This window comes from Vibrio sp. JZG10 (assembly GCF_054064075.1).
The window spans coordinates 267,747-289,517 of sequence record NZ_JBSUGE010000002.1 but is presented as its reverse complement, the minus strand read 5'-3'; the positions used below and the strand labels follow the sequence as shown (position 1 = coordinate 289,517).

At 43.3% G+C, this 21,771-nt stretch carries 17 protein-coding genes; 10 read left to right on the top strand and 7 right to left on the bottom strand.

Going from position 1 to position 21,771, the window contains the following annotated elements:
* Positions 1–93: 93 nt before the first annotated feature.
* Positions 94–1,293, bottom strand: coding sequence for an enoyl-ACP reductase FabV (gene fabV / locus ACWYVB_RS03830; protein WP_074190664.1), 1,200 nt, complete (start codon positions 1,291–1,293; stop codon positions 94–96).
* A gap of 82 nt (positions 1,294–1,375) precedes the next feature.
* Complete coding sequence (gene tesA, locus ACWYVB_RS03825; protein ID WP_005395483.1) at positions 1,376–1,978, bottom strand: multifunctional acyl-CoA thioesterase I/protease I/lysophospholipase L1; 603 nt, start codon at positions 1,976–1,978, stop codon at positions 1,376–1,378.
* On the opposite strand from tesA, the gene ACWYVB_RS03820 reads away from it, so the two are divergent.
* The 3 genes from ACWYVB_RS03820 to ACWYVB_RS03810 all read left to right on the top strand — a co-directional run bounded on the left by ACWYVB_RS03820 (position 1,977) and on the right by ACWYVB_RS03810 (position 6,918).
* Positions 1,977–2,669 carry an ABC transporter ATP-binding protein gene (locus ACWYVB_RS03820; protein WP_074190665.1) on the top strand — a complete coding sequence of 231 codons (693 nt, stop codon included), beginning with the start codon at positions 1,977–1,979 and terminating at the stop codon, positions 2,667–2,669. The two genes, tesA and ACWYVB_RS03820, sit on opposite strands and share 2 nt — an antisense overlap.
* Positions 2,669–5,125 carry an ABC transporter permease gene (locus tag ACWYVB_RS03815; protein WP_317410511.1) on the top strand — a complete coding sequence of 819 codons (2,457 nt, stop codon included), beginning with the start codon at positions 2,669–2,671 and terminating at the stop codon, positions 5,123–5,125. The genes ACWYVB_RS03820 and ACWYVB_RS03815 overlap by 1 nt, the downstream gene beginning before the upstream one ends.
* 353 nt (positions 5,126–5,478) lie before the next feature.
* Complete coding sequence (locus tag ACWYVB_RS03810) at positions 5,479–6,918, top strand: FAD-dependent oxidoreductase (protein ID WP_104973675.1); 1,440 nt, start codon at positions 5,479–5,481, stop codon at positions 6,916–6,918.
* Positions 6,919–6,945: 27 nt separating this feature from the next.
* Here ACWYVB_RS03810 and ACWYVB_RS03805 read toward each other — a convergent pair whose 3' ends face one another.
* The 3 genes from ACWYVB_RS03805 to ACWYVB_RS03795 are packed head-to-tail and all read right to left on the bottom strand — an operon-like array spanning position 6,946 to position 9,316.
* Positions 6,946–7,881: a 5-oxoprolinase subunit C family protein gene (locus ACWYVB_RS03805; RefSeq protein WP_046876110.1), complete on the bottom strand. Its 936-nt coding sequence runs from the start codon at positions 7,879–7,881 to the stop codon at positions 6,946–6,948.
* Positions 7,878–8,561, bottom strand: coding sequence for a 5-oxoprolinase subunit B family protein (locus ACWYVB_RS03800; RefSeq protein WP_317410512.1), 684 nt, complete (start codon positions 8,559–8,561; stop codon positions 7,878–7,880). Before ACWYVB_RS03800 ends, ACWYVB_RS03805 begins: the two co-directional genes overlap by 4 nt.
* Entirely contained in the window at positions 8,561–9,316 is a 756-nt protein-coding gene (locus ACWYVB_RS03795; RefSeq protein ID WP_074190669.1) for a 5-oxoprolinase subunit PxpA, read from the bottom strand. Before ACWYVB_RS03795 ends, ACWYVB_RS03800 begins: the two co-directional genes overlap by 1 nt.
* Positions 9,317–9,635: 319 nt before the next feature.
* Here ACWYVB_RS03795 and ACWYVB_RS03790 point away from each other — a divergent pair, with 319 nt between their 5' ends.
* Together ACWYVB_RS03790 and galE are read left to right on the top strand one after the other, a co-directional pair.
* Positions 9,636–11,594, top strand: coding sequence for a diguanylate cyclase domain-containing protein (locus ACWYVB_RS03790; RefSeq protein WP_139061101.1), 1,959 nt, complete (start codon positions 9,636–9,638; stop codon positions 11,592–11,594).
* A 54-nt stretch (positions 11,595–11,648) separates the two neighbouring features.
* Entirely contained in the window at positions 11,649–12,665 is a 1,017-nt protein-coding gene (gene galE / locus ACWYVB_RS03785) for a UDP-glucose 4-epimerase GalE (RefSeq protein WP_012842291.1), read from the top strand.
* A gap of 336 nt (positions 12,666–13,001) precedes the next feature.
* Here the strand turns inward: galE and ACWYVB_RS03780 are convergent, their stop codons facing one another.
* Positions 13,002–15,083, bottom strand: coding sequence for a TonB-dependent hemoglobin/transferrin/lactoferrin family receptor (locus ACWYVB_RS03780; protein WP_104970700.1), 2,082 nt, complete (start codon positions 15,081–15,083; stop codon positions 13,002–13,004).
* A gap of 232 nt (positions 15,084–15,315) precedes the next feature.
* On the opposite strand from ACWYVB_RS03780, the gene ACWYVB_RS03775 reads away from it, so the two are divergent.
* Positions 15,316–16,203 (top strand): LysR family transcriptional regulator, encoded by an 888-nt coding sequence (locus tag ACWYVB_RS03775; protein WP_005395465.1) that lies wholly within the window; start codon positions 15,316–15,318, stop codon positions 16,201–16,203.
* 75 nt (positions 16,204–16,278) lie between these two features.
* On the opposite strand, the gene ACWYVB_RS03770 is transcribed toward ACWYVB_RS03775, so the two are convergent.
* Positions 16,279–18,912 (bottom strand): bifunctional acetate--CoA ligase family protein/GNAT family N-acetyltransferase, encoded by a 2,634-nt coding sequence (locus ACWYVB_RS03770; RefSeq protein ID WP_317410513.1) that lies wholly within the window; start codon positions 18,910–18,912, stop codon positions 16,279–16,281.
* A 236-nt stretch (positions 18,913–19,148) separates the two neighbouring features.
* Between ACWYVB_RS03770 and ACWYVB_RS03765 the strand changes: the two genes are divergently transcribed.
* The 4 genes from ACWYVB_RS03765 (at position 19,149) to yciH (ending at position 21,685) form a co-directional block, all read left to right on the top strand.
* Complete coding sequence (locus ACWYVB_RS03765) at positions 19,149–19,718, top strand: SPOR domain-containing protein (RefSeq protein WP_005390018.1); 570 nt, start codon at positions 19,149–19,151, stop codon at positions 19,716–19,718.
* A 149-nt stretch (positions 19,719–19,867) separates the two neighbouring features.
* Entirely contained in the window at positions 19,868–20,857 is a 990-nt protein-coding gene (locus tag ACWYVB_RS03760) for a D-alanine--D-alanine ligase (protein ID WP_005395462.1), read from the top strand.
* A gap of 128 nt (positions 20,858–20,985) precedes the next feature.
* Complete coding sequence (locus ACWYVB_RS03755; RefSeq protein WP_005395460.1) at positions 20,986–21,372, top strand: DUF3319 domain-containing protein; 387 nt, start codon at positions 20,986–20,988, stop codon at positions 21,370–21,372.
* Position 21,373: 1 nt separating this feature from the next.
* Positions 21,374–21,685, top strand: a complete 312-nt coding sequence (yciH, locus tag ACWYVB_RS03750; RefSeq protein WP_074190676.1) for a stress response translation initiation inhibitor YciH — start codon at positions 21,374–21,376, stop codon at positions 21,683–21,685.
* Positions 21,686–21,771: the final 86 nt, after the last annotated feature.

Below are 21,771 nucleotides of genomic sequence, written 5' to 3'. Positions count from 1 at the left end.
GTGGCTGGGGCTTGAAACAAAAAAAAGTCCTGAAAAGTGTTCAGGACTAGGAATAGTTATCACATATCTCATACTTGAAACAGATAACAAGCATTAAGGTTTAAGCGATTTTAGCGACTCAATAGAAATGTCTTGCGAATAGTCGACGTCTTCAAAGTTAAAGCCATTTAGCTTCATAAACTCATCTTTAAAGCCTTGGTAATCACCAATCTCTTTAAAGTTATTGGCGTTCATTTGCTCTAAAAGAGCATGGACTTCTTGTTGTACTTGCGGGTCAAGCTCTAAGTCGTCTATTCGGATTAAGCGTTCGCCGTCAACAGGCACTTTATCTTGATCGTACAATTTAGTGGTAAACAGTCGCTGCATTTGTTCAATACAACGTTCGTGAGTACCTTTTTCCTTCATCACTCGATAAAGCGCTAATAGGTAGGGACTTAGCGCAGGAATGAACACACTGGCTTTCGTCACCAACGCCTTACACACTGTTGCGTAAGCACCGCCTTCAAAGTTGGCCAGTTTTAGATTCAGCGAGTGACTTGTTTGGTGTAAATCTATTTTCGCTCGACCTAAAGTACCATCGAGATAGATAGGGTGCGTAACGTCTGGTCCCATGTAAGAAAACGCGATGGTTTTGCAGCCTTGTGCAATTGAGTCGTTATTAATCAGTGTATCAATCCAGCTTTCCCAGTCTTCACCGCCCATCACTTTGATAGTGGCTTCGGCCTCTTGCTCTGTTGCGGGAGTTAAAGTGGTTTCTACCCACTGATCGTTCTCCAGCATAATTGAAGCGCCAGTGACAGGCTCACCAATAGGCTTAATGACGCTGCGCCAAAACTCATCAGACTCTGGTTTAGGTCGAACACCCGTCGCTAAGCTATAGATGACTAAATCAACTTCACCTTCAAAGTACGTTTCAATGGCTTCAATCACTTGATTGCGGACAGAGTCAGAGAATGCGTCACCAACAATATTGATGGCGGTACGCCCCGCGTGATTTGCTTCTTGTTTAAAAAAGATGTTGTTATACCAACCCGCACTTCCAACGCCTTTGTCTGAAGGCCCGCGCTCGAAGGAGACACCAATGGTATCAGCTTTAGCACCTCCGAAGGTGAGGGCAATACGAGCCGCTAACCCGAAACCAGAGGAAGCACCAATAATCAAAACCCGTTTTGGACCGCTTTTGATCTGCGGGGCGTGTTTTACGTATTCAATTTGCTCTTTAATGGATGCATGACACCCGTGAGGGTGAGCAGAGCGAGCAACAACACCTTGAATTAAAGGGTCTATTCGCATGTTGTTATCTATCCTCGATGAGTGGAATTGAAAATAGATTAACGTAAAGTTAAGTAAAACTTATTGAGCTAGACCATTAAAATTAGAGATGTTTAATTAATTCTTGAGCAACAAAGTCAGCAATCCAAGGCTGTGCATCAGGCTTTGGGTGAAGGCCATCATCCATCATCCACTCGGGTTTGATGACCACATGCTCCAAGAAGAATGGCATCAAGGTAACTTGTTGATGTTGTGCGAGCTTAGGGTAGATATCGTAAAACATATCGCTATAGCGCTTACCATAATTAGGTGGCACTCGAATTTGCATCATGACAACGTCCGCACCTGAATCTTTTATCATGGTAATCATTTTTGAGAGATTCGACGTAATAAGTTTAGGAGGGAAACCTCTTAGGCCATCGTTGGCACCTAACTCAATGAGCACCATATCAGGGCTGTGCTGGGTTAGCAGCTGTGGTAATCGAGCTAAGCCGTTGCCTGTGGTATCGCCAGAAATGCTGGCATTAATAACTGTTACATCTTGACCATGTTCTGACAAGGCATCAGGGAGTAAGCTAGGCCAACTCTTTTCGATCGGCATCTGATAGCCCGCGCTCAGGCTATCACCTAAGACAAGTAGCTTTTCGCTCGCATGTGCAGTAGCGGAAAAACAAAAAAATAGAACTAAGGAAAGTATACGAATCATGCAAACACCTGTACTTAATGCACCTATTGTTCAAGCCAATTTGGTTTCTAAACAAGTCTCTACTAATCAAGAGCAATTAACAATCCTCAAAGATGTAAATGTTGACATCAGGAAAGGAGAAAAAATCGCCATCGTCGGTACTTCCGGTGCGGGTAAGTCAACGTTGATGACGTTGTTAGCTGGCCTTGATACACCAACATCAGGTGAAATTACCTTGTTAGGTCATGAGTTATCAAAACTTGACGATGAAGCTCGCGCAAAAATTCGCGCTGACTCTCTGGGTTTTGTTTTCCAAAGTTTCTTATTAATCCCGAGCTTGAGTGCATTACGCAATGTCACGCTTCCTTGTCTTTTACGTGGTGAAGCCGAAGATGAAGCAAGAGCCGCCGAATTATTAACCGCTGTTGGATTGGAAAAACGTGTCGATCATCTTCCAAGTCAATTATCTGGTGGTGAACAACAACGTGTCGCGCTAGCACGTGCCTTTATGACACAGCCTGAACTGTTGTTCGCAGACGAGCCTACCGGCAATCTTGACCATCAAACCGCAGACAAAGTGATTGAGCTGCTATTCGATCTTAATGAGCAGCATGGAACAACGCTGATATTAGTTACACACGATAGTCATCTAGCAAGTCGATGTGACCGTATTTATCGTATGGAGGCGGGTGAGCTTAAGGAGGAGGTGTAATGTCTGCAGTATCATCAAGCGAAGCAACATCGACAGAAAGAAGCAGTGCAATAAAACACTCGTCAAACAAAAGCCTAATACGTTGGAGTTTCGGCGAAATAAGACAGGGGAACCTTTGGCCTATTAGCGTTGCTCTTATTCTTGTGATTGCGAGCATCTTTGCGCTTTCTGCATTAGCGGAGCGAATGGAGCAGGTGATCGTCAAACAGGGGAAGGATGCATTGACAGCGGATGCGGTGTTTGTGTCTGCTAATCCTATACCTGACACGTTGTTAGCCTCGACTGAAAACCTAGAACGTTCGACGATGACACGATTTGCCACGATGGCATTTAGCGACAATGGTATGCAGTTGATTTCCGTAAGGGCAGTGGACGACAATTACCCTTTAATGGGAGAACTGGTACTAGACAACAACCCATCCGGTCGCGTTAAAGAGAACCAACTCTGGCTTGATGAGCGGATTATGGCTCAACTAGACGTCAAGTCGGGTGACAGCGTCACTATAGGCGATGCCGATTTTACGGTTTCAGGTGCAGTGCTGATGGAACCTGGGTTAAGCTTTAACCCATTTCAGCAAATGCCTTCTGCATACATCCATCAAAAAGACGTTGAGAAAACAGGAGCGATTCAAGTCGGGAGTCGAGTTCAATACCGTCTGTTTCTACAAGCCGATGATAAAACGCTAAAAGGCCTGCAAGAAGATACTGTTCTTTCTCCTAGTGATCGCTGGCGCACGCAAGATACTGCCAGTCGTAGCAATGAGGTCTTTGAACGAACGACGCAGTATTTGTCTCTAACGGTTGCGATTGTCATCATTATGGCAGCGACAACATTGGTTCTTACTTGCCAAAACTATGTGAATAGTCGAACACAAACCATTGCGATGCTAAAAAGCCTTGGCGCAAGTCGACGATGGATTGAAAAATGGCTGTTTATTCAAGTCACAATCCTGCTCATTAGCGCCAGTGTCGTTGGGTTATTGTTGGGGAGTGGGCTGGAGTACTTATTGCGCATTCCACTCAAAGACTTATTACCAGAGCCACTACCTAGTTACGGCGTCACTCCTTATCTAGTGTCGTTTATCTCAGCAGTCCTGATCACCGTTCCTGCCCTTGGCATACCATTGCTAGGTTTGATTAAAACTCCAGCCTTAGAAGTGCTACAGCAGGGCAAAGCTCAACGTTCTTGGAAGCGAATGTTGCTTGTTCTAGTTCCCGTCGTCCCATTACTTTTGCTTTATGCTGATAATACCTTAGTTTGGATTGTTCTTATTGGTATTGCAGTACTTTTTGTTGTGCTTGCTGCAGTGAGCGTCGCACTCACAAAATTGTTTGCGCGTATTTCAACACAACCTGCCATGAAGCTTGCGTTGAGTCGTATCAACCGCACGCCAGTAACTAGTGGCCTGCAGTTTGGTGCTTTGGCGTTGTCTTTGATGCTGCTATCTATTATCTGGCTTGTGCGCAGCGATATTCTCGCGGATTGGGAGAGAACCTTACCTGCAGACGCGCCAAATGTCTTCGCATTAAATATTGGTGATTACGAACTCGATAGCTACCTAGAAACCTTAGATAAAAATGGGGTTACACGGTCACAAGCTTATCCAATTATTCGTGGTCGATTGACAGAAATTAATGGTCAAAACGTCAAAGAGATTGAATACGAAGGAGAAGGCTCTGACGCAATACGTCGTGAATTGAACCTTACGTGGGGAGACAGCCTGCCAGAGTATAATGATGTGCTTGCGGGTGAATGGACAAATAAGGGGAGTGTCTCCGTAGAAGCCGATGTAGCAAATGACTTGGGCATCGAACTTGGTGACAAACTGCGCTTTGTTATTAATAGCCAGAACTACGATGCGGTAGTAGATACCATTCGTTATGTTGAATGGCGTGATATGAAGCCTAACTTTTACTTTATTTTCTCATCCGACGTTATGGCTAATCTACCGGGTTCTTACCTCATCAGTTATAGAATTGATGAAGGGAACGAAACACTATTAACGTCTATGTCTCGATCTCACCCAACGGTATCTGTTTTAGATATTCGTACCATGGGCGAAAAAATTCAGGACTTGATTCAACAAATCGTATCGGCAATCACTATTCTTGCTCTTTTAGGCGTGGTTGCGGGGTTGCTACTTATCTTTACGCTATTGAGATTAAGCTTATCCCAACGTCAGCAGGAGATCCGTTTGTATCGCACATTAGGCTCAAGTAAAAAACGAATCAATACGACTCTGTGGGCCGAATACGGCATTATGGCGTTGATAGCTAGCGGTGTTGCGGTATTCGCTGCGGAAGTTTGTGTGGCCGCGGTAATGACATATGGCTTCGACCTGAACGCACAAATTCACCCCGAATTGTGGATAGCTTTACCACTAGCAACATTTGTTACGTTGGCACTTGTCGTAATGAGTTTGTTGAAAAGATTGTTAACGCCAGTAAACACTTAATCACTGCAAATGTTATTAAATGTGGAACACTCCATGACACTTTTATTTTAGTTATCCACAAAAACAGTGGATAACTTTTGGGATAACTAAATGGGGTAAAAAGTGGGGTGTTTCTGCAGGCTTTACGCCATGGGTCTTACAGTGAAATTGTTATTCACATAGGCACAAAAAAGTGTCTTCCTAACCATGTCGTCAAGTACTTTTTTTGCAATTTTTTTCTACTTTAACGCACCATAAAGGCGCAGTTGGATATTTCGCAAACCCATGAACTTTTTGTGATTTTAATCAAGCCCAAACACGAGTAGAATCCACCGTTAGTAAAGAATTTTCCTTATAAAATTTTTAGTGAAGCAATGAAGTCTGAGTTTCCAAATTACAAAGATAAGCACATCGCTGTTGTTGGTGGCGGTGTCGCAGGTGCAACAGCAGCAATTCATTTTGCGGAGCTGGGTTTTAAAGTTTCCGTAATAGAGAAGGGCGTATCACTGGTAAATGGTCCGCCCATTTGCCATTTACATGCAGGTGGCAACTTATATCGAGAGATTTCTGAGCAACAATGTTTAGATTTGTTAGCACAATCCATTGATACCGTTCGCCTATATCCGCTTTCACTGAATATTCGCCCGACGATCATTGCAGTCCCTTATTCTGATGGTGGAGACCCATCCGCACTTATTCCTCGACTAGAGGTGGTGAAAAATGCGTATCAAACGCTCGTTGATAAAGATCAAAGCAACAAAGTGCTCGGCGAGCCAAGCGAATACTACAAATTGTATTCAAAAGAGGATCTAGAAGCACTCGCACAATGTACTCAACCAAGTCACCCTGCAACCTTTGATGAGTGGTGTATTCCTTTTGCTCAACATACTGATCTAGAAGCGCTAAAGTACCCAGTTGTGGCGGTTCAGGAATATGGCTGGAGTGTTTTTCGCCTTGCCGCAATTGCCAACTTAACGTTGAACGCTCTGCCAAACGCCTCAGTATGCACACAAGCAACGCTCAAACAAGCGGACTGGATGGGTAATCACTGGCAACTTGGTTACGAACGAGATGGCATTGATTATCTTATGACATGTGACTACTTGGTCAATGCATGTGGTTTTGAAACAGGATCCATTGACAATACCATCGGTGCCAAGCGTGATAGGTTAGTTGAGTTTAAAGCCGCTTACGTAACCAAGTGGGCAGACTGCCAACAACTGTGGCCAGAAGTTATTTTCCATGGACCGCGTGGAACTGATAAAGGAATGGCTCAACTGACCCCCTATGGTGACGGTTATTTTCAGCTTCACGGCATGACGAAAGGTATTACGCTATTTGAAGATGGCTTAGTTGAGAGTACACCGTCCTCAGCTCAACCCGAACTGCCCGTTCCTTTACTCTCAAAGATACGTAACGGTTGGCGAGAAGAAGTCTTAGAAGAACGAACCAATAACGCTATCAATCACATGGCGCAGTTCATTCCCAACTATCACTCTGCTATCAAAGGGGGAAAAGCCCTGTTTGGTGCCCAGCAAATTCCTGGAACGGATCCGGTACTCAGGGCAGCCGACGTGACCTTTGAAGACAACCATTACGCACGAATAGAAGTGGTAAAAGCGTCATCAACACTACTCGCAGCGCAAAAAATGCTTCAGTTCTGGTTTGATATTGAACCTAATCAAAATGTGGAATCCCAACATCCTGTTGCTGTGCATTGGTCTGAACAAGAAATTGAACAGTACGCGATTAAACTCACGCAAGAGCGAGATTATCCGCAAGCGTTAGCAGAGCGTTATGGGATGCCTGCATAACAGTTACGTATGGGCTTAGAGGTTGTATTAATATCCAAAAAACTGAGCCCATTGGCACCATACTTCTTGCAAGCCTTGTCTATCTCCTTTCACAAAATTGACTTTTTGCCCGGGTTTCGCCTGTGCCAACCTTGGCAGGTCAATACGTGCTACACAGCCAAACTTAGGATAGCCACCGATGGTTTGATGGTCGTTGAGCAACACAATGGGATTACCATCGTTAGGAACTTGAATCGATCCTAGCGCAATTCCTTCCGACAGTACGCCTTCGTAAGGCGGTTTGATTTTGTTTCCTTCAAGACGATAGCCCATACGATTTGAATCAGGGGATATGGTGAATGCGTTGCTATAAAAGGCTTGGCGAGCGTCTTCATCAAAGTCCTCATTTTGATAGCCTTCAATCACTCTCAGCTTGATAGGTAAGTTGTAATCCGGCTTAAAGCGAAATGTCATCAGCCTTGGTTTGTGTTTCGGTAAGTTATGAGGAAAAAAGGGAAGAATATCGCCTGCTTTTAAAGCGCCACCATTTGAGTCATAACCACCAAGAGATTCTCTCGTGACTGTAGAGGCACTTCCTAAGTGCTGAGCAATATCGAATCCACCTTTAACCGCAAGATAGGATCGAAGTCCATTTTTTGCGACTCCGAACTGCAACTTCTGCCCCTTCTTCAACGTAAAGTCAGACCAATTTGAGATAGGCTCACCATCTACTTTTGCATTCAAATCACCACCACATATTGCAAGATGGCAGTTATGTAGTGCGACAAAGCAAGCGTTACCCAAAGTAATTTCAATCGCAGCACAATTGACTACGTTACCAAGTAAATGGTTTGCCCAACTGTAGGCGTAATCATCTACGGGGCCACCTTGAGTCACGCCAATATGCGCTAAGCCAAAACGACCAAAGTCTTGAATCAAAGAAAGTGGCCCTGACTTTTCCACCAGCAATCCAGCGTAACTCATAGAACACCTCCTAACTCGATAAACTTTTGTTTGGAAATGGCATTAAACGTGACCTTGTCACCTACCTCAAACGGTATAAAAGGTGGCGTATCAGAGAAAAGGGGAAGCGGGCTTCTACCGATAATGTTCCATCCGCCAGGACTATCTGATGGATAGACGGCCGTTTTAGAGTCTGCGATTCCCACGCTTCCGGCTGGTACTCGCGTTCTTGGTGTAGCTAACCTTGGCATATGTAATTGAGTATCGACATCGGAGAGGAATGCAAAACCTGGAGCAAAACCAATCGCTGAAACCGCATACTCGGCCTGAGTATGTAAAGAAATGAGCGCGTCTAATGATAGTCCACGATCTTGAAAGCGGGGCAAATCTAGCGCGGTTTTTTCGGAGTAGTATACGGGAATAGTGATGTGGTTAGGTTGAACAAGACTGAGCGATTGAGTATCAAACTGACTGATCATTTGATGCAGTTTATGCACTAAATCTTTTTCATTGATTCGAAAAGGCAAGTAATCAATGAGGATGGTTTGATAGGAGGGGACCACGTTCATAATGATTGACGCTAGAGTGTCTTTGATGTTTCGAGCAAGTTCTCCGACCGCATTTTCAGAGATATTCTCGTCAAACTTAATGAAAATACTGCACTCAGAGATCAAAGAGATACTAAATTTCTCTTTATGCATTAATTTCCTCCCGCGTATAGGCTTTGACGGATCTTTTGGATCAGAGCGATCGACTCTTCATTGTCACCATGAACACAAATCGTATCGGCTTCCAGTAAAATGTAGCCGCCAGAAGCGGTTTTGACACGCCCAGAATCTGCTAACGTACGGACTTGCTCAAGTATCGCATGCTCATTCTTTAACACGGCATCAGGCTGTGTCCTAGGTGTAAGTAATCCGTCATCTTGATACAAGCGGTCTGCAAATGCTTCAAACAGCAAGGGAACGTCATAGTCATCTGCGATTTCTAAGTATTTTTCGTTTTCCTGTGACGCTAAAATCATTAACGGCACTTTGAATAAAGCTGCCGCCTTTACGACTGCTCTAAATATCGCATCACTTTTCATCATGTCGTTGTATAACGCGCCATGAGGCTTTATATAGCTGATATCTGTGTATTGAGCCCGACAAAGTGCCTGTAAAGCGCCTACTTGGTATATAACCATGTTAGTAATTTCATCACCCGTCATGTTTATACTGCGCCTGCCGAAGCCTTGGAGGTCGGCGTAGCCCGGGTGTGCTCCAATATCAACATCGTTGTCGTTGGCTAGAGTGATAGTGTCGTGCATGACATTAGGATCGGAAGCATGAAAACCGCACGCGATGTTTGCCATATCAACATGAGGCATAACATCTTCGTCTGCCCCCATAATCCAAGAGCCAAAGCTCTCACCCATGTCACAGTTCAATGTAAGTTGCTGTTTATTCAATGTCATACGTTTTATTTCTACACAAGCAATGGGTTCACGATGCAGGAAAATGCATCTAGGTTCAGTGACTCACTTCATTCTTCTATCATGAAAGCGAGGTTTATGATCTGATGGCTGACGAAAAAGATCACTTTAGTCCATAAAGATGTTGCCGTTATTTGAGTTGATCCGAATTTTAAGGTATTTCGTTCCTTTTCCATCCAATTTTTGAGAATTTAAGGTTATTTTGCATTGTCATCGTGTTAATCTTGTCGCCCTTAATGGGTAATAGATTGCATAACAACGCTTCTGTCATTTTTAGTGGTTGTCTGCGACAGGAATACATATGTCATTACGAGCAAAGCTTATTTGGCCAATTTTGGTCTTTATAACGGCTATCTTTGTTATCTCAAAAGGTTATACCTCGTATACTGCATACCAATCGTCTAAGCATGAGTTGGTCGAACAAACGAGAAAGTTGATTAACAATGTTTCTTTCTCAATTAAAGATGCGCTAACGACAAAGAACAAGCAAAAAGCTCAAACTACTCTCATCAACTTTTTAAACCAGCCGAATGTTACGCGGGTTAAACTTTACGACCAAGATGATCAGCCTTTCGTTGTTCTTGAAGGAAGTGGGGTATCAGCTCCCGTCCCTAATCAAACTGAAAGAAGCAAGTTACACGCGCTAGGTTATGCCTTATCTGCCAAATTTCTTTATGTTCTAGAGCCAATTATTCACGATGGTCGTGTCATTGGCAGTATGAGGGTTACGCTTTCCCATCGTCCAATCATAGAAGCCCACCAATCTTTACTTCAAGATGGTGCTGTACTTCTTCTGTTGCTGTTCGCTGGTGGCACTATCTTTTACATAAGTATCGATAGGCTTGTTCTCAAACCTGTCATAGAACTGAGTCATACGATAGAGAGTGTGACACACGGACAAAATACGGATACTCAAGTTCGCTATTACTCCAAGGATGAAATTGGAGAACTCGCACATTCCTTCAATCAAATGATGAACAAGTTGACAACACGCGAGAAACAGCGGCAACACTCATTAGAAATGTTAGAACAAAAGCGGGCGTTTTCAGAAGAAGTCATTGAATCTGTTCAACATGCATTAGTTATTACCGACAACTTCGGGCGTGTTATTTACTGTAATACTGCGACTCGGCAGATATTTCAAAAAAAGTCAGAGGAACTTGAGCATGCCAATATCCGTGATCTAATTAAAACGAAAACACCGAATGAGCTGAGCCAAATCCTAAGTAGGGGGTTAGAGTGCGATGACATTCACCTCAAAAATGCAGACAACGAACAGCAGTTGAGTTTAACCAGTCGTCGTTTGTCCACACATGGACACTTATTGTTTTCGATTCAAGATATCACCGAAATTGAAGAGGCCATGAGCAGGCAGCGTGTTGCGGGGCGTGTTTTTGAGAGCAGCCAAGATGGCCTCATCGTTCTTAATCATCGAGGTGTTATCACAATGGCTAACCCAGCGGTCACTAAGTTAGTTGGACTAGAGATGGATCATCTTATTGGGAAGTCATTTATCCAAACACTAAAGTGGCGCAAGTTGCAGGAAATGATGCCTAGCATCATTGAATCGATAGAAAACTATGGGGTATGGCAAGGGGAAGTTATTGAGCAGAACCATCTTGGCCAGTTTGTGCCGATGTTTGCAAGGGTTAATCGTATCGTTAAATGTGAAGACCATGGGTTCTACGACCTAGTCATTGTTCTTACCGATCTTTCTGGTGCAAAAGAGATGGAACGACTTGAGTACTTAGCTCATCACGATGCACTAACGGGGTTAGCGAATCGCTCCAAGTTCCATTTAGAGTTGGAAGAATTAGTACAACGGTCGGGATACTTACGTGACGAATTTGCGGTGCTTTACCTCGATCTCGATGGTTTTAAAGAGGTTAATGATACCTATGGCCATGACGCAGGTGATGAAGTTCTGAAAAAAGTAGCCGAGCGTCTAACATCTGCGACTCGACATAGTGATTTAATCGCAAGACTTTCTGGGGATGAATTTGTCATGTTGGTTAACCCTGCCAACCAAAAAGTCGTCACCCGCATTGCAGAACAACTGCTCGAAAGCGTATGCACACCAATCGAGTACAAAGGTAACTCGCTCAAGGTTGGCGTTAGCATCGGCGTAAAATTGGTCGGTGTTAATGAGCGAGATGCCACTCGAGTGTTAAAAAGTGCAGATACTGCAATGTATCAAGCTAAAAAAGCCGGAAAAGGCCAAGCAATATTAATGGGATGCGAATTGCAGGAGACAGTTTAAATCGTAACGTCAAAGCTTTAAACTAAACCCATTCGCGTCAGAAGGAATGATAAAATGAAAGTACTTGTTACGGGTGGTATGGGCTATATTGGTAGCCATACATGTATTCAAATGATCGAAGCTGGTATGACGCCAGTGATTCTAGATAACCTGTACAACAGTAAGTCTACGGTCTTAGAGCGCATTGAAAAGGTATGTGGCGTAAAGCCAACCTTCATCCAAGCCGATATCAGAGATAAATCGACAATGGTAGAGGTTCTAAAATCGCACGATATAGAAGCGGTTATCCATTTTGCAGGTTTAAAGGCCGTCGGTGAGTCCGTAGCAAAACCTCTAGAGTATTATGACAACAATGTGAATGGCACTTTGGTATTGGTTGATGCAATGCGCGAAGCTGGAGTTAAATCGTTGGTATTTAGCTCCTCAGCAACTGTCTATGGCGATCCTGCATCTGTTCCAATCACAGAAGACTTTCCAACTAGCGCAACTAACCCTTATGGACGCAGTAAATTAATGGTGGAAGAATGTTTAACGGACTTCCAAAAAGCGAATCCAGATTGGAGCATCACACTTCTTCGTTACTTTAACCCTGTAGGTTCACATCCAACTGGTGAGTTAGGTGAAGATCCTCAAGGTATTCCAAATAACCTAATGCCGTTTGTTTCTCAAGTTGCGGTGGGCCGCCGAGAGTTCCTTTCTGTATTCGGTAGCGACTACCCAACGAAAGATGGCACCGGCGTGCGTGACTACATTCATGTGATGGACTTATCCGATGGTCACGTCGCTGCTTTGGAAAAAGTAGGTAACAAAGCTGGGCTTCATGTCTACAACCTTGGCACTGGCAATGGCTACAGTGTGCTTGAAATGGTGAAAGCATTTGAAACTGCAAGTGGTAAAGATGTTCCATACCAACTTGTTGAACGTCGTCCAGGCGATATTGCGGAGTGTTGGGCTGATCCATCAAAAGCAATGAATGAGTTAGGTTGGAAAGCGTCTCGCACTCTAGAAGAAATGACTGGTGATACATGGCGTTGGCAATCTAACAACCCTCAAGGTTACCCAGACGCCTAATTTTGATTTACACAATAATAACAAAAAGACGCATGATTGCGTCTTTTTTGATCCAAATCGGAAAAAATCGTAAATTACTGGTTAAAAGGTAGCAAGTCTATATAGAGCTGTTAAACTATGTCCGACTCTTAATTTGGGTTATAAATTTTCTCATAGCTATTGGGGTAGTTCATGGAACTCGGTCTGATCATCACTTTTATCATTGCAGCAGCAGTAATGGTGAAAAAAGAGATGGCAAAACAGTAAACTTTCATTTTTCATACTTTTCTTTACATTTTTGAAATGAAAGCCATAAAAAAAGCCAGCATTAAGCTGGCTTTTGTGTTTTCGGAGGCTTTAGAACTCGTATTTAGCTGTAATTGACCAGTTCCGCCCAGCTTGAGTCAGATCTTTGTTTTCTGTCTGAAGGTCACGCACATCATTCCAATTGTAGTACTCTTCATCTGTTACGTTGAACATACCTGCTCGCAACGTAAGGTCTTTAATAGGTTTGTAGTACGCGGTGATATCTACAACCGTAGCTGCGGAGATAGGCAACACTTTATCGTCATTTATGTCGCTTTTATCTTTAGATGCGGTGTAGTTAATGGTTAACGTGGTTCCCCAGTTTTGTTCTGAATCGTAATTAAAACCAGCGACAAGGTTCCAAGGGTTAACACTGTTTAGTGGATTATTGTTTCCATCTTCACCTTCCGTATACGCCGCTGCTACACGAGAGCTAAATCCTTCGATTGGCATGAACTTGTTCCACGAAAGTTGGTTTGAAAACTCAATTCCTTTAATTGTCGCTTTGCCAATATTTACGTACTGCAGAATCGCAGGGTCAGTCACAGGAGTCCAAGTGCCAGAGACGGTTTTACTTTCGATGAAGTTGTCGTAATCGCTGTAGAAAACTGACACTTCACTGCTAGAAATGTCATTATTATGTCGCCAACCAAATTCGTACGAAATGCTGTCTTCTGCTTTTAAATCAGGATTTGGCTTAAAAATATAGCCATGCATTGGGTTGCCGAAGGAGTAGTACAACTCTTGGAAATCTGGAGCACGGAAACCTTGGCTGATTTGCGCGAATAAACGATGTTGTTCATTAAGCTTATAAACAGAACCTAAGCGGCCTGTAAATGCAGAATCAGAAAACTTTTTGTAGTCGCTAGCCGCGTTACCACTTGGGTTGCTGCTTGTGTCACCTGGATCGGTTTCAAATGCATCCCACCGTACGCCCGGGGTAATCGTAAAGTTACCTACCGTAATTTCGTCTTGTAAAAAGAGCCCGTAACGACGCTCGCTCGCAGAAGGGATATAGAAAATTTCTTTGTTTCCGCTTGCACTGTTGTACTCTTTGTTAACGTTCTTAATGTCTTTATCACTGAAGGATGCACCGTACACAAAGTAATGCTCTGTACTACCAAGCATGAGATATTTGTCGAACTGAGAATCAAACTGGTAGCCTTCATCCTCGTAGATGTAGTCTTTACGTTGGTTATTCTGACCTTTAACACGATCAGTAATGCCGTTTTCTTCTTTGCTAAGCCAATCTAGTTGCCAGGTAAGGGAGTCCGCTACGGCCGTTTGCATCTCCCAAATATGTTTTATACCAACTTGATATTGTTCTGTTACATCTTCACTTGTTGCATTAGTATAACCGTTGTAAGACTGCTTTCCGTTGCCTTTGTTGCGAATATAATTCCCATTGAACTCAACACGATGTGCATCATTGAGTTGGTACTGAAGCTTAACCAGTAAGTTGTTCGCTTCTGTATCTGCATCTGCTAGATCTCCAAAGTTATCCAGTTCATTGCCGTCGCGACGCGTATAAGCAAGTAAAGATTCCAAGTCGCCAGTTTTGTGCGCTAATGCCACAGATTCACTGAATGTATTGTCTTCGGAAGAGTAGTTGAACTTCGCATGGCCACCAAAGTTACGACCCTTAAGGAAATCAGCCGGATCTTTAGTTTCAAATGCAACAATGCCACCAATTGCGTCAGAACCATGTAGAGACGATGCTGCACCTTTTACAATTTCAACCGCTTTTATTAGGTCGGTATCCACGTTAACGCGAGCAGAGTTAATGAACGTATTCCCTGATTCGAACTGGTTACCTTGAGATACGCCGTCCACAAGAACTTTAATTCGATTGCCTTCGATACCACGGATATTGATACTCTGGACACCTTGGCGAGAGTTTGTCTTAACCGTGACTCCTGGCGTGTACTCAAAGAGGTCATCTAAGCCAGTGACCATGCTTTCTTCGATGTTCTTATCAGTAACGACCGCAACAGAAGCAGCAGTGTCTTCGATTTGGCTATTAGTACGAGTCGCAGTCACGACCACTTCATTGAAGGTTGAATGATCTTCAGCGTAGACACCTTGGGATAGTGCAATCAGAATAGAGGCTGACAAAATGGTTTTTTTATACATTGGCTTCAATACCTTAGATCCATAATAGGTAACAACAAACGGGATACTAATAGATCTAAATAATAATTACTATCATTACCATTGTCGTTTGTGGTTTTATCTTGAGTAGAACTCTTAGGTTATGAGCATTTCTAGTCTTTAGTTATCAGTGTGTTATATTGTTTAACGTTAGTTCTTGATAAGATCATCCAAATACAATCAATGTGACAGAAATCACATTAAGAGAGGCCATGTGCAGAGTCCAATTACGTTAGAAGCGCTCCATATTCTGGATGCTATTGACCGAAGAGGGAGTTTTGCAGCTGCTGCGAATGAGTTAGATAGAGCCCCGTCATCACTGAGTTATCAGATCCAGAAACTCGAGCAAGACTTAGACATCATTATCTTCGATCGCTCTGGTCACAAAGCCCATTTTACTGAAGCAGGAAAGCTCATCCTTGAAAGAGGACGAGCCATTTTACAAGCCAGTGAAAAGTTAGTGAATGATGCAACGTTATTGGCGAATGGCTGGGAACTGGATATTACCATTGCCTTTGATGGCATTATTCCTATATCCAATTTCTTCCCTATGGTTGATGCATTGGCTGAAGTAAGCTCAACACGAGTCAGACTGCAAGAAGAGATCTTGGCTGGTAGCTGGGAATCGCTGAATACAGGTAGAGCGGATTTACTGATTTGCCCATCACTGGATACACTTCCTCAAGAAGTCAAATCAGAAAAAATTGGTAAAATGAGCATGTTTTGGGTAGCGGCAGCTGATCACTATGTTCACAAGCGTAGTGGTAAGTTTGATGAGGCGGCGCGAGAAAAGTACCGAATCATTGCCATTGCAGACACTGCACGCGAACAACCTGCGCTCTCAATTAATATCATTCAAAAACAGCCTCGCTTGACCGTCACCAACTTTACGGCAAAAGTAGATGCGCTCACTGCAGGTTTAGGCATTGGTACGTTACCAAGCCAAATTGCACAACCTTTGATTGATAGTGGCGTATTGAAGCGAATCGAAGGTACAGAAGAGCAGCCGATGGATATTATCTTAGCATGGCGCCGAAATACCATGGGTGAGGCGAAATCCTGGTGTATTCAATACTTGAAAAAGAATTGGAAACTAAAGTAACAACGTAACTTTTACTTCTTAGGTTCCCATTGCTTATCGAATCTAAGAAGTAAAGTTATCGCTAATGCTTTATTTTTAATTTAAAGGAAGCACCATATCTGCCGTACCATCGGCAAACTGAACATCGACTTCAAATCCCAGGTTTTGAGCTAACATCAACATCCCTCTGTTTGTAGGCATGGTCATTCCAGACATTTGCTTTGTGCCTTTAATCTTGCAATAGCTGATAATTTTCTGCATCAGCACTTTACCTAAGCCTTTTCCTTTCAAATCTGAACGAACCAAAATAGCAAACTCAGCATCACTATTATCTGGGGTAATCAATGCGCGGGCTACGCCTATGATAGACGGTCCGTCGGTATTAAACGCTACCGCAACAAACGCCATTTCGCGGTCGTAGTCGATTTGAGTGAAGTTTGCCAAAGCCTCATGGTTGAACTCACCAACCTCAGAAAAGAAACGCTTATAGAGATCTTCTTTCGATACGCTATTAATGAATTGAGCATGCAGCGGCTCATCTTCAGGCAGGATAGGGCGAAGCAGGATAGGTTGGCCATCTCGAAGCGTTACAGTTTCGACAAACTCTGCCGGGAAAGGGCGAATCGCCAGACGTTTTTGCGCATCTCCCTCGTATTTACACAGTGTGATGTCCGCATCGAGGATAGTTAAATCGCTTTCCGACACCAATACTGGATGGATATCCAGCCTTTGTATTTCTGGCAACTCAACCGCCATTTGGGAGATACGAACTAAGAATTTCGACAACTCACTAATATCGAGCGCATCTTTGTGTTTCTGCAGGCGAATCTTTCCAGACTTTAAAGCCACAACGACAAGGTAGCGTGCAAGCGTCATGTTCAAAGGAGGAAGTGCAGCGACGGCATCTTGGGCGATATTCCACTCCGAGCCGCCTTGACCAAGCAAGATCACAGGTCCAAAGACCTTATCTACTGCAATACTAATCCGTAGCTCTTCAGCGCTGCCGAGCTTTGCCATACCTTGTACCAACAGACCGTGTACATTGGCAGAAGGGTAACTTAGCTTTACGGTATCTAGAATGGATAGCGCTGCGTTGGAAACTTCTCGACTGTTTCTTAAATTCAGGGCGACACCGTGTACATCCGATTTATGAGGAATGTCTGGAGATCGCAACTTAACCGCAACAGGGTATCCGATATTTTCTGCCATATGCACGGCTTCAATTTCGTCAGATGCAATCCATGTTGGCAGAACATTAAACCCGAACAGCTTAAATAATGGGCTGGTTTGATGCGTATCCAAGGTAACTGTGTTTTTATCCAGTAGTCGTTCATTTACCCATTCTTTTGCAGAACTCACACTTCCAGAGTGCAATGGCTCAGCCGTCGTTGGCGTTTCCATTAATTGCTTCTGGTTTCGCCGATACTCAACCAGGTGCATGTATGCAACGACCGCACTTTCCGGCGTTCGATAGGTTGGAATGCCAGCTTGAGTAAATGCCAGTCGTGCCTCTCTCGACGTTTGTTCTCCTGACCAGTTGGTCAAGATATTAAAATGCTTATGCCGAGGGTGAGCCTTGATCGCCTCAATAACAGCTTGAGCAGTTTCAAGAGGGTCGGAAACCGCAGAAGGACTATGCATAATCAAGATCGCATCTGCACAGTCGTTATTCATCAGTGCGTTAATGGTATCAATGTAGCGTTTTTTTGTTGCGTCACCAGACAGATCAATCGGATTTCGAGCGCGCCAGTTGGACGGGAGTGCAGTTTGTAATTGCTCAATGGCAGCGTCATCAAGTGTTGCGAGCTGGCCACCACGTTCAATCAAAGTATCAACGGACATAACAGCAGGGCCGCCGCCATTGGTGACGATCGCTAAACGCTCTCCACGAAGTGGCACAGAATGCGTGAGTGTTTCTACCGCAGCAAAGAGCTCATGCGTATTGCTGACTCGTAACATACCAGTTCGACGGATGGCAGAATCGTAAATTACATCAAGCGTATCACCATCTTGCTGTTCGAAAGTATTCATCTCTTTAGAGCGGCCCGCTTTTAATACCAATATTCGGCGGTTACGTGAAGCAGCTCGCGCAGCAGACATAAATCGTCGAGCATCCTGGATGTTATCCACATAAAGCAGAATAGCTTCCGTATTCCCATCCATACTTAAGTAATCAAGCAAATCTGCAAAATCGATATCCTGTCCGCGTCCAATCGAAATGAACGAAGAAAAGCCAATATTCTTATCATTTGCCCAGTCTAACACTGTGGTACAAACTGCCGCAGATTGTGAGATGAACGCAATTTTTCCGGGCTTAGCCGCAACAGGAGAAAACGTGCAGTTAAATTTGTGCCAAGGCAAGATAATACCTAAGCTGTTCGGTCCTAAAACTCGAATATTCAATGATGAAATATTTAAAGGCTGAGCGTCATCAGAGATAACAATCGCAAACGGCGTGCCTCTCTCATCTAACTCTTTAAGCAGTTGCTCGTTGCGTGAAACGTTCGTACATAAAATCGCAATATCTGGCGTATAGGGTAGGGAAGCCACATCCGGGTAGGCTATAACTCCGGATACCGCTTTGTATCGCGGCGTTACTGGCATAATCGCGCCACCAAATCCACTTTGTAGAAGGTTACGCATAACGACATGCCCTGCTCGCAATGCTTTTTGAGATGCACCAATAACGGCCACAGAGTTGGGTTTAAAGAGTTTATGTAGTTTATTCATGCTGACTCCTAGCCGTTTGCAAGTAACGTTTGCCTATCGGTTTCATATCAATCATAAACGAATAATTTATTGATAAAACGCCTTCAGACCAGACATTGCATAAAATGTGGGCGATGCTTATGGAGTTTGTGTTATTCATCACATCAAAATCACAGATTATTGTATTTGATGCTTGATAAACGGCCCTGCTATCGGCATGATTTATCGTAATATTTATCCAGAGCATTTGTTACTTCATGAAAAAAATCGCAATCATCGGCTTGTCAGTCCTGCTTTCTGCTTGTGCATCTGAAACTTACATCACAGACGTAACTTCTGAAAGTTATCGAGAGGACTACAAATCAGATCGTATCTCTAAGCCAATTATGGCGTCTGAAAACGCTGTAGTAGAAAAAGACGTACAACCAACTGTTGTGAAAATGACGGCAAAGCCTGAAGAGAAGAAAGTAGTCAAGCTAACGCCAAAAGAGCAGGCGAAGCCAGTTAAGATCGTACCACCGAGTAAAAAGCAAGCAGGTATTCAACGATTCGGCTATACCATTCAAGTCGCGGCTGTGGGTAGCCAAGCGAAAGTCGATCAGTTTGCAAATAAGCTGCCACAGAACGGTCAGCCAATTTGGGAAAACTACAAAGTCGTCAACGGTACTAAGTGGTTCTCAGTTTTATACGGAGACTACGCAACAAGCGCGGAAGCCAAGCAAGCGATTTCGACTTTGCCTGCTCAATTTCAGCAGTTAAGACCATTTGTTAAAAGCATTGACGCCATTAAAAACTCAGCTTACCCAACGCTTAACAAATTAAACTAACACATCAAATAAGGGAGCGAATAGCTCCCTTATTTATTTGTTCAAATCCTACTCGAACAAAATTCCTCACACTAAAATTACTGTACGTCACACTTCAAAGGTTTATCATAATAAATAGTATCTTTTGTAGGTCACGGAAAGATTGATTCATGATTAAAAATATTCTTCTACTATGCGGCGGCGGCTCTTCTGAGCACGAGATTTCATTATTGTCTGCAAACTTTGTCGAACAACAATTAAATCTTATTGAAGACGTTCACGTTACACGCGTAGAAATTAAAAACGAAGGTTGGATGACCAACCAAGGTGAGTTGGTTTACTTGGATCTCAATACCAAGCAGTTGTGCTCAAGTGAATCTAATCAAACCATCGATTTCATTGTGCCTTGTATACATGGTTTTCCAGGCGAGACAGGTGATATTCAATCTCTGTTTGAAATCGCAGGCATTCCTTACCTGGGCTGCGGGCCAGAAGCAAGTAGCAATAGCTTCAATAAAATCACATCTAAGCTTTGGTACGACGCTATCGGCATTCCCAATACGCCTTACTTATTCTTAACGCGCAACGATGAAGAAGCTCATACTCAAGCTCATAAAGCGTTTGAAAAATGGGGAAAAGTCTTTGTCAAAGCCGCTCGTCAAGGGTCATCTGTTGGATGTTACAGCGTCACAGAAAAAGATAAACTTTCCAATGCAGTAAATGATGCGTTTGGGTTTTCTGACCAAGTGTTGGTTGAAAAATCAGTAAAACCACGAGAGCTTGAAGTTGCTGCATATGAGATGAATGGCCAGCTGCACATAACGAAGCCAGGCGAGGTTATTGCACCTGACGGTGCTTTTTACTCGTACGATGAAAAGTACAGCAGTTCAAGTCACTCGCTCACCGAAGTTGAAGCGAAGAATCTAACCCAAGCACAATTAGATGCAATTCAGCACGCATCTGAGATGGTATTTAAGCAAATGAATCTTCGCCATTTGTCTCGTATCGACTTTTTCTTAACGGAAGATGATGAGATTTACTTAAACGAAGTAAACACATTCCCAGGTATGACTCCTATCTCGATGTTCCCTAAAATGCTTCAAAATAACGGGCACAAATTCCATGAGTTCTTGGAAGATTGTATAAACAGTGCAAAGTGATTAACGTTATCGAGGCGCGTTTTATGATAGAAATTGTTTTCTAGAGCAAGGTTTATTCAAGCCGTATTTGAATATTGCTCAGTAGCAATTATGATTATATCAACGCATTAAACAGATGACTCAGTGGTATGGCGATTTCAAACTATAGAGGTTTTAACCTGCAGTCAGGCGGACCAGATGGCAGTATTTGGAAGGTTAAAATCAAGAACCACGTCTTACAAGGCAGTTTGACGGCGGTAAAGAAAAGCATTGATTGGTGGTGCGACACCGCATCAATTATTGATCCCAAAGAGTTTGCCGCCCTTGGACAAAGAGCGCAGCAAGTTGGTGGTGCAAAATCAGAAGTCTTTAACGGTTATACGATTCAAAATGATACAGGTCAGCCCAACTCTTGGTACTGTATGTTTAATGGTAAACTGATTAAGGGTAGTAAAACTGCTATTCAACGTCATATCGAAGCTTATTTAGTTGCAAAGCAAAAAGCGATGCAAGCTCAACAACAAAAGAAACAATAGAATGACTCTGGTATATTCAACAGAAACCGGTCGAATTAAGCCGGAAGAAGAAAAAACATCTCGCCCCAAAGGCGACGGTATTGTACGAATTCAGCGCCAAACGAAAGGACGTAAAGGTAAAGGTGTATGCATCGTTACAGGTTTAGACTTGGATGATGCACCTTTAAAATTATTAGCTGCAGAACTCAAAAAAGTCTGCGGCTGTGGTGGCTCGGTAAAAGATGGCAATATCGAAATCCAAGGTGATGCTAGAGACAAGATCAAAGCGTATCTTGAAAAGAAAGGCATGACAGTCAAATTAGCCGGTGGCTAATTTGCATTCAGGAAAACTCAGAATGGCGTCTAAAAATAGACGCCATTTTTTATTTTAGTAAGTAATACGCTAATTGAAGAACAAGC